The 13,400-nt window shown below is 47.2% G+C and carries 13 protein-coding genes and 1 pseudogene; 12 read left to right on the plus strand and 2 right to left on the minus strand.

What is annotated here, in order from left to right; translation table 11 throughout:
• Positions 1-71: 71 nt before the first annotated feature.
• The 4 genes and pseudogenes from rpmE to BDD39_RS16640 all read left to right on the plus strand — a co-directional run.
• Positions 72-272: a 50S ribosomal protein L31 gene (rpmE, locus tag BDD39_RS01940; RefSeq protein WP_003253704.1), complete on the plus strand. Its 201-nt coding sequence runs from the start codon at positions 72-74 to the stop codon at positions 270-272.
• 303 nt (positions 273-575) lie between these two features.
• Complete coding sequence (locus BDD39_RS01945) at positions 576-1,193, plus strand: thymidine kinase (protein ID WP_166907659.1); 618 nt, start codon at positions 576-578, stop codon at positions 1,191-1,193.
• 66 nt (positions 1,194-1,259) lie between these two features.
• Positions 1,260-1,700, plus strand: coding sequence for a hypothetical protein (locus BDD39_RS01950; RefSeq protein WP_166907661.1), 441 nt, complete (start codon positions 1,260-1,262; stop codon positions 1,698-1,700).
• A 220-nt stretch (positions 1,701-1,920) separates the two neighbouring features.
• A pseudogene (locus tag BDD39_RS16640) lies at positions 1,921-2,886 on the plus strand (sigma-54 interaction domain-containing protein); the annotation flags it as partial.
• Positions 2,887-3,068: 182 nt separating this feature from the next.
• Here the strand turns inward: BDD39_RS16640 and BDD39_RS01960 are convergent.
• Together BDD39_RS01960 and adhP are read right to left on the minus strand one after the other, a co-directional pair.
• Positions 3,069-4,727, minus strand: a complete 1,659-nt coding sequence (locus BDD39_RS01960) for an IS1634 family transposase (RefSeq protein ID WP_015863777.1) — start codon at positions 4,725-4,727, stop codon at positions 3,069-3,071.
• 31 nt (positions 4,728-4,758) lie between these two features.
• The gene (adhP, locus tag BDD39_RS01965; protein ID WP_166907663.1) at positions 4,759-5,832 is read right to left on the minus strand and encodes an alcohol dehydrogenase AdhP; all 1,074 of its coding nucleotides are present in this window, start codon (positions 5,830-5,832) and stop codon (positions 4,759-4,761) included.
• Between the two features lie 273 nt (positions 5,833-6,105).
• Here adhP and prfA point away from each other — a divergent pair, with 273 nt between their 5' ends.
• The 8 genes from prfA to rpiB all read left to right on the plus strand — a co-directional run bounded on the left by prfA (position 6,106) and on the right by rpiB (position 13,398).
• The gene (gene prfA, locus BDD39_RS01970; protein ID WP_166907665.1) at positions 6,106-7,182 is read left to right on the plus strand and encodes a peptide chain release factor 1; all 1,077 of its coding nucleotides are present in this window, start codon (positions 6,106-6,108) and stop codon (positions 7,180-7,182) included.
• The gene (prmC, locus tag BDD39_RS01975) at positions 7,172-8,035 is read left to right on the plus strand and encodes a peptide chain release factor N(5)-glutamine methyltransferase (RefSeq protein WP_166907667.1); all 864 of its coding nucleotides are present in this window, start codon (positions 7,172-7,174) and stop codon (positions 8,033-8,035) included. The genes prfA and prmC overlap by 11 nt, the downstream gene beginning before the upstream one ends.
• A 235-nt stretch (positions 8,036-8,270) precedes the next feature.
• Positions 8,271-9,122, plus strand: coding sequence for a stage II sporulation protein R (spoIIR, locus tag BDD39_RS01980; protein ID WP_166907669.1), 852 nt, complete (start codon positions 8,271-8,273; stop codon positions 9,120-9,122).
• A 136-nt stretch (positions 9,123-9,258) separates the two neighbouring features.
• On the plus strand, positions 9,259-10,323 hold the full coding sequence (locus BDD39_RS01985; RefSeq protein ID WP_166907671.1) for an L-threonylcarbamoyladenylate synthase: 1,065 nt from the start codon (positions 9,259-9,261) through the stop codon (positions 10,321-10,323).
• A gap of 67 nt (positions 10,324-10,390) precedes the next feature.
• The gene (locus tag BDD39_RS01990; RefSeq protein ID WP_166907673.1) at positions 10,391-10,945 is read left to right on the plus strand and encodes a manganese efflux pump MntP; all 555 of its coding nucleotides are present in this window, start codon (positions 10,391-10,393) and stop codon (positions 10,943-10,945) included.
• 162 nt (positions 10,946-11,107) lie between these two features.
• The gene (locus tag BDD39_RS01995) at positions 11,108-11,554 is read left to right on the plus strand and encodes a low molecular weight protein arginine phosphatase (RefSeq protein WP_166907675.1); all 447 of its coding nucleotides are present in this window, start codon (positions 11,108-11,110) and stop codon (positions 11,552-11,554) included.
• An 11-nt stretch (positions 11,555-11,565) separates the two neighbouring features.
• Positions 11,566-12,861, plus strand: coding sequence for a methyl-accepting chemotaxis protein (locus tag BDD39_RS02000; RefSeq protein WP_166907677.1), 1,296 nt, complete (start codon positions 11,566-11,568; stop codon positions 12,859-12,861).
• Positions 12,862-12,951: 90 nt separating this feature from the next.
• Positions 12,952-13,398 carry a ribose 5-phosphate isomerase B gene (gene rpiB, locus BDD39_RS02005; RefSeq protein ID WP_166907679.1) on the plus strand — a complete coding sequence of 149 codons (447 nt, stop codon included), beginning with the start codon at positions 12,952-12,954 and terminating at the stop codon, positions 13,396-13,398.
• Positions 13,399-13,400 lie beyond the last annotated feature (2 nt).

The raw sequence follows: 13,400 nt of genomic DNA on the forward strand, positions 1-13,400 counted from the left end.
AAACGCCAATTCATGTTGCTCATATATCAACTCTGTTTCGAAATGATACAGGGCGGAAGGAGAGGAAAAGAATGAAACAAGGAATTCATCCAGAGTACAAAAAAGTCATTGTACGCTGCGCATGCGGAAACGAATTCGAAAGCGGTTCTGTAAAAGATGAATTGCGCGTAGAAATCTGCTCAGAATGCCATCCATTCTATACAGGACGTCAAAAATTTGTTTCTGCTGCAGGACGTGTCGATAAATTCAACAAAAAATACGGCTTGAAATAAGAAAGAAAAGCGAAGGCGAGCTGCTTAACCGCGACGGGCAAATGTTCTTCGCCTGCAGGGGTGCTTGTCACCCCGAAGGCGAAGGTTATTTGACCCCGAGCGGTTGCGAGCCGAGCTGGACAATAAGAAAAGCGAAGGCGAGCCGATGGCGCCTGCCCATCGACAGAAGCCATCACGTCCTAGCGCAATAAAATAAAAAAAACAGGCAAGCGACTTGCTACTTGCCTGTTTTTTTATGTGAAAACAAGGTACAATAAAACGTACATACGCCGGCAGACGAGAACGAAGGGAGAGGCGTTTGTCATGTATATTATGAAGCAGTCCGGCTGGTTGGAAGTCATTTGTGGAAGCATGTTTTCTGGAAAATCGGAAGAATTAATCCGCCGCGTGCGCCGTGCTAAGTTTGCCAAACAGGAAGTAAAAGTATTCAAGCCGACGATCGACAACCGCTACAGTGAAGAAGCGGTTGTATCGCATAACGGCAATTCGGTAATTGCCATTCCTGTTTCCTCGCCGCAAGAAATTTTTGAGCATATTTCAGAAAAAACAGACGTTATTGCCATCGACGAAGTGCAGTTTTTCTCCGATGACATTATCGATGTCGTGCAGACGCTGGCCGACCGCGGCTATCGCGTCATCGTCGCGGGGTTGGACCAAGATTTCCGCGGCGAACCGTTCGGACCGGTGCCAACATTAATGGCGATTGCCGAATCGGTAACAAAACTGCAAGCGGTGTGCACGGTGTGCGGCTCTCCGGCGAGCCGGACGCAGCGGCTCATTAACGGTGTTCCGGCTTCTTATGATGATCCGGTGATTTTAGTAGGCGCCAGCGAGGCATACGAACCGCGCTGCCGCCATCATCATGAAGTTCCTGGCAAACCGGGGAAAACGGATAAAATAAACCATTATTTCGCCCGATAACCGGTGAATCCTACCATCTATATTTTTGGGAATGCGGGAAAACCTAACAGCAGGGAGGCGAAAAAAATGAGAAGCATACTGCTGTTAGGTTTTGTTCTTTTGCTTTCCGCTTGTTCCTTAAATCCCGATCATCCTTCGTACCGTCAGCAAAGCGTAGACCGCAACGGGACAAGGCTTATTACGGAGAATAAAGCGCAAAGCGATTATGATCGCTATTTATATAACAACTTTGATGACCCGGAAAAAACGCGGCAAAACCCGAATTTTATCAGCATCACTGACGGAAGTGAGAACCATCGTGCCGACATTCGCAAAGCGGTGCAAGTGATCGAAACATACACCGATTACAGACCGGGATCGATTTGGATGAATGGAAGCGACATGTATGTGACCGTTCACGTTCCTTCATCGCTGACAGCCGAGCAGCGGGAAAAAGAGCGGAAGCGGATTCACAAACTGTTGACAAAAGCCATTCCGACGTACGATATTCACGTGCGTTTACATTAAGGATTCATCTTCTGAGAAGATGAATCTTTTTTTTCATCACATATGATGATTGTAATTCGACGGTGAGTGATGCTTTTTTAATAAGGTAAAAGCGTTGCGAACTTCGACAGAAAAGAGACCTCCAATTCATGATAGGATATGCCGAGAACACATCTAAATTTAGTAAAAGGAATACTTATCATGGTGTCGAAAATGTCTTTTAGAGTGACTTTGTAGTTAGGTAATTGAAGGAGAGACGGGAACGGGAAAAGAAGTGCTCGCGCATTTTATTCATCAAGCAAGCATGCGCTATGACCAGCCTTTTATTGCAATTAACTGCGGAGCGCTGTCGGAAACGCTGCTTGAAAGCGAATTGTTTGGCCATGAAAAAGGGGCGTTTACCGGAGCGTTAAAAGAAAAGAAAGGTATTTTTGAAATAGCGAACAGAGGAACATTATTTTTGGACGAAATAGGGGAAGCATCCTTAGCTACACAAGTAAAATTATTGCGTGTGTTGGAAACGGGAGAGTATATTCGCGTCGGTGGCGAAACCGTCCGTAAAACCAATGCCAGAATCATCGCCGCTTCTCATGTTGATCTCAGTCAGGCGGTAAAAGAGAAAACGTTTCGTGAAGACTTATTATATCGGCTAGATGTAGTAAAATTAACGCTCCCTCCTTTAAGAGAACGAATAGAGGATTTACCTGTTTTGATCAAACATTTTTTAAAAAAGCTGAATTCTACTCTTACTTTTTCCGACGATGCCATTTTGCAAATGAAACAATATCCATGGCCGGGAAATGTAAGAGAGCTTTTTAACGTCGTAAAAAGAGCGGTGACGTTGGCGGAAGGCGAAACGATGGTAATCACTCCTGATTATCTTCCAGAAAAAATAAGAACGGAAACGAATATGCTTTCTACTCCATCGGATGAAGAGAAAAACCACAAAGAAATGGATTTAGAATCTTACTTGCAAAACTGGACCAGCTATATTTTATCATTATGGAAAGAAAACAATGAGCGGCTCGATCTGAAACATATTTTAGATGCCGTAAAAGATTTAGAAACACAGATCGGACGATTTTTCGTTTGGAAAACGTTGAAGGAAACATTGGGAGACAAAAAAGAAGCGGCAGAACGGTTAAACATTACGGTGCGCCAGCTTCGCTATTTATTGAAAGAAAAAGGGACTGCTTCAAAAGAATAAACGAAAAGCAGTCCCTTATCGTATGTTCCATTAACGGTCTGTACCAATTGTCAACTCACATTTCGCACCCTAACAAGGTCAAAACAAAGGATTTTTTATTTAGTTTTTCAGAATAACTTTTTGACCAACACAACGAGCGATGGCAATCCTTTTTTTACCATCGCTGGTCGTTCCGTATCACGTTACACGTAGATGCTCTCATCCATGCCCAATCCCTGCAGAATCCTTCGCTGATCAGGGGTAAGGGAGCGATCCAGTGAGCGTTGGATGCGCCCATCCGGCAGCTTGAACAGGACGACGTTCACATATTGAAACAGCTGAAAAATCGCCTGTCCCGTCGGCCGGGTCAGCTTGCGGCCTCCAGGACCCTTCAACGGGTGTTCTGGAGTAATAAACTGACGCACTCGGCGCTGAAAAACGCGGTAAATAGCCAAGGCCAACAGAAACAAATAGCCTAATACTGCGACCCGTTCTGGTTTTTTGACGTAAATCTCATCCGTGAAAAACGGATCTTTCAAAAAAGCGAAGTTCATTTCCACCGAGATCTGCCCTTTATACAGCTTCAAGATCTCTTGGGCATCCATGGGTTGGCCCTTCCATTCCTTCGGAACGGTCGTGACAAGGACAAACCGGGACGCTTTCCGTCTCGCCTGTTCCCACGCGTCTTGGTCGAATTCGACGTCAAGGTGCAAGAAATACAGCGTCTCCACCTCGGGTTCCGCCCCTTTTTTCGGCCGTCCGCGCCGTTTTTTCAGGCGTACGATCTCTTCGACCGCGGCCTCAACCCGATGAAACCGGGGGCGAAGGGACGCCTTGAGGGACGCCAAGGCTTGTTCGGCATCTTCCCGGCAGGAGAAGGGGTGACGCTCCCAACGGGCTTGTTCCTCGCGAAGAAGCTCCGCTTCTTTGGTTCGTTCTTTTTCAAGCGTCTTTCCTTTTCGCTGGTCGAGCGCGCTCGATTCAACAACGATCAGCCGAACGGGGTGGCCTTCATACGTCGAGGCCGTTTCCCATACCCGGTACGTGGCGCCGTTTCTCTCCGCCAACGTAAAGGGATCGCTCCACGTCGTGTCCTCAGCATCCGCTTCGGCCAGCGCGGTTTTCACGATCCGGAGCGACGAAGGGCCTCTGGTGATCAAAAAGGCGTTGGCCGCTTTGGTTTGCGCCAGGGTCTCTTTCGTCATCGCGGCGGAATCGGCCACGTAAATCCATTCGTCTTCGATTTTGGCCTGCTTCAGCTGTTCATGGACACGAGACAGCACCTCGGGATTCCATGTTTTATCGGGCAGGTTGCCATCGTGCACATCGCCGTAAAACGGGATGCCGTCCTCGTTGCCGACCAGTCCGAAACCGATCTGTTTTTGCCAACGATGATGGCGGTTGTAGCCATGTGTGATTTGTAAGGCCTCTAACGAGGCCGATTCATACGCGCCGTAAACGGTCTTGTCCGTCGTATCGGCGTGGAAGGCTCGGAGGGAAAGGCCTTCTTTTCGATAAATATGAATCAAGCAAGTGCTGATGACGTTGTGAATGCCAGCCTCATACAGGCGATCGAGATGACGGGCCAACGCATCGTCGTTCAACCAGGAAGGATGGAGATCGGGACGGATGAGTTTCTCACAATCGACCTCCTGAGCCCAATGTTCCAAGTGAACAAGGGCTTGCCGGCCGTCAAACACATTGTAGAGGATGGCCTGAACGGCATCGCTGACTCGCGTTTGGCACTGCGGATCGACGGGCACGAGATGGTCAATCAATTGAGGCAGACCCAGTTTCTTGAATAGGGCACTTATTATATTCAAATAAGAATTGCGATAGACCTTTTTGACTTGAACGTTCATAAGTGAAAAACTCCTTTACGTTCCTTGTGTGTCAAGGATTCATTCGACATCGGAACGAAAAAATCCTCCCGATTTTCGTCGAGAGGGTGCGAAATGTGAGTGTCAAAACGATCCGGCCGTTAATTTTCCCTTTTTCCATTCTGTCAAATACTTCATTGATTTTTTCTAACGGAGCAGTTTCTACAATAGGGCGCACTTTTCCTCTCGCAGCGAAATCCAACGCCTCTTGCATATCTTTTCTCGTACCGACGATCGATCCTTTCACCGTAATCCCATTTAATACCGTATCGAAAATAGGAATTGGCAGTTCATCGTTAGGCAATCCAACAACAACTAGACATCCGCCGCGTTTTACGGATTTATAGGCTTGTTCAAACGCTTTTTTCGTTACAGCCACACTAATGGCAGCGTGCACCCCGCCTACTTTTTCATGAATAGCTTCTACTGGATCCTCTTTGAGTCCATTAATGGCAATATCCGCCCCTAATTGTTTGGCAAGATCTATTTTCTCGTCGCTAATATCGACCGCGACAACGTTTAATCCCATTGCTTTTGCGTATTGAAGAGCAATATGCCCTAATCCTCCGATTCCGTAGATAGCTACCCATTCTCCTGGTTTGGCGTTAGACACTTTTAGCGCTTTATATGTGGTTACTCCCGCGCAGAGAATTGGCGCGACTTCTACTGGATCTAAGTTTTCTGGGATTTTTGCGACATAATCGGCAGGTGCTTTGCAGTATTCCGCATATCCCCCATCGACGGAATATCCGCCGTTTAATTGATGTGGACAAAGTGTTTCTTGCCCGCTCAAGCAATATTCACATTCACCGCAAGCGGAGTATAGCCATGGAATACCGACGCGGTCTCCTACTTTAACGGATTTTACTCCTTCTGCTACTTCAACAACAATCCCTACCCCTTCATGTCCAGGAATTAAAGGCAATTTTGGCTTGACTGGCCAGTCTCCGTGCGCCGCATGCAAGTCAGTGTGGCAAACCCCGCAAGCTTCAATTTTGACCAGTACTTCTCCGTAGTTTAGTTTCGGTTTTTCCACTTCTTTAATTTCTAATTTTTGCTTGAATTCATTGACAACGGCTGCTTTCATTCTCCCTACCCCTTTCTAATTTTCAAAAAGTCTCACTAGTTTATCCTGCAAAAACTGTGCCAATAGAAAAAAACGATTTTTCTATGGACAATACACATGTTGTGCCGAATTTTTGTTAAAATTGAACGAAATCTCGGTAGCTTTTTTACTAATTTTCGTAATATGATTTCATTTGGTTTGTTAAGCTCTTTTACTGCATACACTTTTCTGTTTCATATATTTGGGATATAATAATAAATCAGACTGTGTATGGAAAAAACAGAGGTGAAAAACGTGTTTGATCGTCTGGAAGCAGTAGAAGAACGCTATGAAAAATTAAATCAACTGCTAATGGATCCGGAAGTAATTAACGATCCAAAAAAACTTCGTGACTATTCGAAAGAACAATCTGATTTAGAAGAAACGGTACAGACTTATCGCGAATACAAATCGGTCCGCAAGCAGCTTGATGAGGCAAAAGCGATGTTAGAAGAGAAGCTTGATCCGGAAATGCGGGAAATGGTCAAAGAAGAAATTGATGAGCTGGAGCAGCGTGAAGAAGAGCTCGTCAGTAAGCTAAAAGTGCTTCTGTTGCCGAAAGATCCGAACGATGAGAAAAACGTCATTATGGAAATCCGCGCAGCGGCAGGCGGCGAGGAGGCGGCGCTGTTTGCCGGCGATTTGTACCGGATGTATACACGCTACGCCGAATCGCAAGGCTGGAAAACGGAAGTCATTGAAGCGAGTCCGACCGGGCTTGGCGGATATAAAGAAATTATTTTTACGATTATCGGAAAAGGCGCCTATTCGAAACTGAAATATGAAAACGGCGCGCACCGCGTGCAGCGCGTCCCGGAAACCGAATCAGGCGGCCGCATTCACACTTCCACGGCTACGGTCGCTTGCTTGCCGGAAATGGAAGAAATCGAAGTCGAAATCAACGAAAAAGATATTCGCGTCGATACGTTTGCCTCAAGCGGCCCGGGTGGGCAAAGCGTCAATACGACGATGTCGGCCGTCCGCTTGACCCATATTCCAACCGGCATTGTCGTCACCTGCCAGGACGAAAAATCGCAAATTAAAAACAAAGAAAAAGCGATGAAAGTATTGCGCGCCCGCATTTATGACAAATACCAGCAAGAAGCGCGCGCCGAATACGATCAGACGCGCAAGCAGGCGGTTGGAACCGGGGATCGTTCCGAACGAATCCGCACGTACAACTTCCCGCAAAACCGAGTCACTGACCATCGCATCGGGCTGACGATTCAAAAGCTCGACCAAGTGCTCGATGGGAACCTCGATGAAATCATTGAAGCGCTGATCTTAGATGATCAAGCGAAAAAATTGGAGCAGGCGAACGATGCGTTATAAAATTTACGAAGTCCTCACATGGGCTTCTTCTTTTTTAAAGCAGCATGGAAAAGAAGAAAAGGTAGCGGAGCTGTTGCTTTGCCACCATTTGCGGCTGACGAGAGCCCAGCTGTTGGCGCGGCTGCGCGATCCGCTCGCAGAAAGCGTGCGCCAATCGTTTTTGGCGGATGTTTATCAACATGTGTACGAACACGTCCCGGTACAGCATTTGCTCGGCTATGAATATTTTTACGGACGGGAATTTCTTGTCAACCGCCACGTGCTCATTCCGCGCCCGGAAACGGAAGAATTAGTACAAGGCGTGTTAACAAGAATTTCATATTTATTTCCAGACAGTCAACGGTTGGATGTCATCGATGTCGGCACGGGAAGCGGGGCGATTGCGGTGACGCTTGCCTTAGAAAATCCGGCGTTGCGTGTGACGGCGATCGATATTTCTGCGGAAGCCCTGCAAATGGCAGCGCGAAATGCAGAACGTCTTGGCGCCGAGGTCGCTTTTTTACACGGCGATTTGTTGCAGCCGCTTATCGAAGCGAACCGCAAAGTCGATGTTGTCGTATCCAACCCGCCATATATTCCAGAACGGGACATCCCTTCCCTTTCGCCTGTTGTTAAAAATTACGAACCGATACAGGCCCTTGCCGGCGGTGAGGATGGTCTTGCTTTTTACCGCCGCTTTGCCCGCGAACTGCCCCTTGTGCTAAAAGAACGGGCGCTTGTGGCGTTTGAAGTGGGCGCCGGGCAAGGGGAAGCGGTCGCCTCATTGCTGAAGGAGGCATTTCCGCTAGCGAACGTTGAAGTTGCTTTCGACATCAACGGAAAAGACCGGATGGTATATGCGACGCTGTCATAACCATCCTATCGTGCAACTCGCTTCTTCTTTTTTTATCGTTTGGGATGAACGGAGGCAAGTCATCGGCTAATGCGGTCAGCTTGGCATTGTCTGCTCGTCGCTAGAACGCGGATACCGATGGCTGAGGCTGCCTCTCTATCATCTAATCGATGGAAAAAGTAATTTTTTTAGATTGATAGAGTTTAAAATTGGTTCACACTGTCCACAATGAAGAGTGAAAGGACGGTGTCAACCAATGAGTCAAAAAAAGATTGCCATTGTTTTATATATATTGCTATTAATGATCGGTGTACTTGTCAATGTATATGGCCATCAAACAGAGGCGGGGGTCAACGCCACGGTGGCGATTCCGAATGAAGCCATCCGCCTGCGTATTTTAGCCAACAGTGATTCCGCTAAAGATCAGGAGCTGAAGCATAAAGTCCGCGATGCGGTCAATGCCAAAATTACGAAATGGGTTGCTGATTTGACGTCTTTTGCGGAGGCAAAGCGGGTCATTCACTCCCATCTCCCTGAGATTAAACAAACGGTCGCTGACGTATTGCGGAAAGAACATAGCGATCAGTCGTATAAAGTCGAGTTTGGCCAAGTGGATTTTCCGACGAAAATTTACGGCAATTACGTATATCCAGCAGGCAAGTATGAAGCGGTGTTAATTACACTTGGCGAAGGGAAAGGGGCCAATTGGTGGTGCGTTTTATTCCCGCCGCTTTGTTTCCTTGATTTTTCCAATAGCGATGCGGTGCAAATGAGCGAGGCGCGATCCGCCGGGAAAGAGAAAAGAAAAACGGATTCGAAAGGTGAGCAAAGCCAGTCGGATGTTGCTGTAACAGACGAAGCGGATAAGGAGACGAAGGAAACAAACGAAACGAATGAAACGAAGGAAATAAAAAAAACAGGCGAAATAAACGAAACAAATGCAACAAATGAAACCGACGAACAACAAGATGCTGGCAGCGAAGCGGCCAACAAGGAAATCAAACAAGCAGGCATTGCGACAACAGCATCTCCATTTGTTGCCGAACAGGAACAACCGGTGGAAGTAAAATTTTTCTTTGTAGAACTGATCAAGCGTCTTATTCCATAACAATGGTGGATAAGTGGGGAAAAATAACGGACATATCCACAAAGTTGTCCACATAAATAACATATTTATTCACATATTGTTGATAACTATAATGAAAGTTTTTCTTTTTTCTTTGAATTTACTAGAAAGCAATGACATGGTAGAGGTGAATAAAGTGAAAACCGATGTGTGGATTGTGGATAATATTGTTGATAAACAACATATTTATCCACAAATAAAAGAGGCTGCCCGTCTGTTGCAATGTGGAGAAGTCATCGCCTTTCCGACGGAAACGGTCTATGGATTAGGGGCGGATGCCACCAATACAGCAGCGGTCGAGAAAATTTTTGCGGCTAAAGGCCGTCCAAGCGACAATCCGCTTATTGTTCATATCGCCCGCCGCGAACAGTTAGAAGCGATCGTTTCCGATGTTCCCGATATCGCCGCTATGCTGATCGAACGGTTTTGGCCGGGACCGCTGACCCTTATTTTGCCGAAAAAAGAAGGCGTCATTTCGGATCGAGTGACCGCCGGCTTATCGACGGTAGCGGTGCGCATGCCGGCACATCCGGTCGCGCTTGCGCTTATTGAAGAAAGCGGCCTGCCGCTGGCGGCCCCAAGCGCCAATCGATCCGGCCGTCCGAGCCCGACGACGGCGGGGCATGTGCTTGTCGATTTAGACGGACGCATTGCCGGCGTGGTTGATGGCGGTGAAACAGGCATCGGTGTGGAATCGACAGTGCTTGATTGTACGGCGAAAGTACCTACGATTTTGCGCCCTGGCGGCATTACAAAAGAAGCGCTCGCAGAAGTGATCGGCACGGTCGCCGATGGCAGCACCTTTGCGGATGACAAGCAAGCGCCGAAAGCGCCGGGAATGAAATATACACATTATGCGCCAAAATCGCCAATGGCGATTGTTCAAGGCTCCCCTTCCTTTTTGCAGACGCTCGTCGATAAGCAGCGGGCGCTTGGCAAAAAGGTTGGCGTGATGACGACGGAAGAGAACCGTGCATGCTATCAAGCAGATGTCGTGTTGGCGTGTGGATGGCGGCGCGATTTGCATACGGTGGCGAGCCATTTATACGACACGCTGCGCAAATTCGATGAAACGGATGTCGATATTATTTACAGTGAATCGTTTCCGGCGGAAGGAATCGGGGTAGCGATCATGAACCGGCTGCAAAAAGCGGCTGGCCATCAAGTGATTGTGGAAAGGTAAACACACTTCTAAACGTTCCCGGACGCGCATATGTTAGCAGTAAGGCCAGTCCGGGGAGGGAAAGCAAATGAACATGTTCATCGGCGAAATCATAGCGCTATCGATGATGGCGTTTGCGTTAGGAATGGACGCATTCTCCGTCGCCTTAGGCATGGGCTTGCTTCGCTTGCGCTTAAAACAAATTTTTTATATAGGCGTTACAATCGGTCTTTTTCACATTATCATGCCGCTGTTCGGCATGTTCGTCGGCCGTTTTTTATCCCGCCAGTTTGGCAGCATCGCCTCGTATATCGGCGGGGCGTTATTGCTGCTGTTGGGAATTCAAATGATTGTCGCGTCGTTTAAAAAGGAAGGCGATTCATCGATTTCGCCAAGAGGGATAGGACTTATTTTTTTTGCGTTTAGCGTGAGTCTTGACAGCTTTTCCGTCGGGCTCAGCCTTGGCATTTTCGGAGCAAGAACGATGCTGACGATCTTATTGTTCGGCTTTTTTAGCATGGTGCTGACATGGGGTGGACTGATGCTGGGGCGCCATTTTCAGCAATGGCTTGGCGTTTACAGCGAAGCGCTTGGCGGCAGCATTTTGCTCGCATTCGGCTTAAAGCTGTTGTTCTCCTTTTGATAAGCGGAAAGACAAAAAAGCTGTCTCAAAAAGTGAGAGCCAACTTTTTGGGACAGCTTTTTTGATGCGATGCTATATTTCGATGGTAAATTTTAAATTTTATTATATAATTTTAATATAATTTGTGGATGGAAGTGATCAAACAAAATAAGAGGTGTTGCCATGTCGTACCGCATTTTATTTGTCTGTACGGGAAACACATGCCGAAGCCCGATGGCGGCCGCGCTTTTGGCGCATAAGCAGCTGCCGAATGTGGAGGTGAAATCAGCGGGAGTATTTGCCGCAGAAGGGTGCGATGCCTCGCCTCACGCCAAAGCGGTGTTGAAAGAAAAAGGGATTGATGCCAACCACCGTTCGTCGCTGTTAAAAAAGGAAGATGTCGATTGGGCGACGCATATTTTGACGATGACCGCGGGGCATAAGCAGCTCGTTGTCGAGCGGTTTCCGGAGGCGAAAACAAAAACGTTTACGTTGAAAGAATTTGTTTCCGGGAAGCAAGGCGATGTATTCGATCCGTTTGGCGGACCGATAGAAATATACCGCCAGACAAGGGACGAGCTGACCGCATTAATTGACGGTCTTATCGAGAAATTAGGGGGAAATTCATAGGGGGAAGGGATATGGAAAAGAGCAAACAGCGATATCGATTTAGCTTGCGCCTCAAGCTTGTTGTATTTACTACCATATTAGCACTGATCACCTACTCTACAAGCGCGTTTTTTCTTTACGTTTTGTATGATGTATTTTTCTCCTCGATCGCCAAAAACGTGTTCACCATTTTGACCTTGATGCTTGGGATTTTTTGGTCCGGCGTGCTCGCCTACATGGCATCCGGATTTATTACGAAGCCGCTGCACCGTCTTGAACAGGCGGCGATGAAAGCGGCGAGCGGGCAAATTAACGAAGACGTTCCATTATCCAAATCAGACGATGAAATTCGTTCGTTAGGGATCGCTTTCAATGAAATGTTGCGGAGTTTGCGAGCGATCGTGCAAAACATTGAAGATAACTTTTCCCGTACGAATGAGAAAGTCGTCGAAATTACGAACGCTTCTCACGTTGCGTCAGAGCGCTCGAAAGACATTGCTCACACGATTGAAGAAATTTCTAAAGGTGCGAATGACGCGGCTGTATCGATGCAAACGGCCGCGGAGTCGGTGGAAGATGTATTGCGCATTGCGAATCAAGTGCAGCAAAAGGCGAATCAGTCCGAACAATTGGCAAAAGAAATGGTGTCAACATTGCATAAAAGCCGTGAAGTCATTGGTTCGCTTGTCAGCGGGATCGAACAGTTGGCGAGCAATAATCAAACGGCTTTAAGTGCAGTCCAGCGGTTAGAGCAGCATGCGAAAGAAGTGGAAAACATTATCTCGCTTGTCGGTGATATTGCCGGACAAACGAATTTGCTTGCCTTAAACGCCTCCATAGAAGCGGCGCGCGCCGGTGAGCATGGAAAAGGGTTTGCCGTTGTCGCAGAAGAAGTCCGCAAGCTTGCGGATGAAAGCGCGAAAGCGGTTCAAGGAATTTCCGAACTGATTCAAAACATTCAAAAAGAAGTCGCACATGTTGTAGCACAAATTCATGAGCAAGTAAAATCAGCGAATGAAGAAGCCGCAAAAGGCGCCAATACGAACGACGCGATTGCGGAAATGACCGAATCGATTCACGAAGTCGTCCGCGCCGTCCATGAAATTGCCGAATTAGTGAAAGAACAAACGACACATATTGAAAAGGCGTCGATTCAGTCGCAAGAAGTTGCGGCGATTGCCGAAGAAACGTCGGCTGGGGCAATGGAAGTAACGGCGGCAACGCAGGAGCAAACTTCTGTTATTCAGCATGTAAACGAGCTGGCGGGAGAATTGGCGGAGCAAGCAAAAAAATTAAAAGAAACGATTGACCAATTTGGTACAAGATAAAAGTAGAAAGGTCGCCTTCTGTATCAGAAACATGTAAAATGAATAGAAAGGCGACCTTTTTCTATATGACAAAACGAGGAGGAAACAAACATGAAAGTAGCAATTGCATCTGATCATGGCGGAATTCATATTCGTGAAGAAATTAAAAAATTAATGGACGAAATGGGGATAGAGTACATCGACTTAGGATGTGAATGTGAAACATCGGTCGACTATCCTGATTACGCGATTCCGGTTGCGGAAAAAGTCGCAAATGGGGAAGTGGATCGCGGCATTTTAATTTGCGGCACCGGAATTGGCATGACGATTGCCGCCAATAAAGTAAAAGGCATTCGTTGTGCGCTCTGCCACGACGTATATAGCGCCAGATTAACGCGCCAGCATAATGATAGCAACATATTAGCGATGGGAGAACGTGTGATTGGGCCAGGACTGGCGCGTGAAATTGCAAAAGTTTGGCTGACAACGGAATTTGAAGGCGGATGTCACGCACGACGTGTGGAAAAAATTACACAATACGAAAACAAACATTTATAAAA

This window comes from Saccharococcus thermophilus (assembly GCF_011761475.1).
Taxonomy (GTDB): domain Bacteria; phylum Bacillota; class Bacilli; order Bacillales; family Anoxybacillaceae; genus Saccharococcus; species Saccharococcus thermophilus.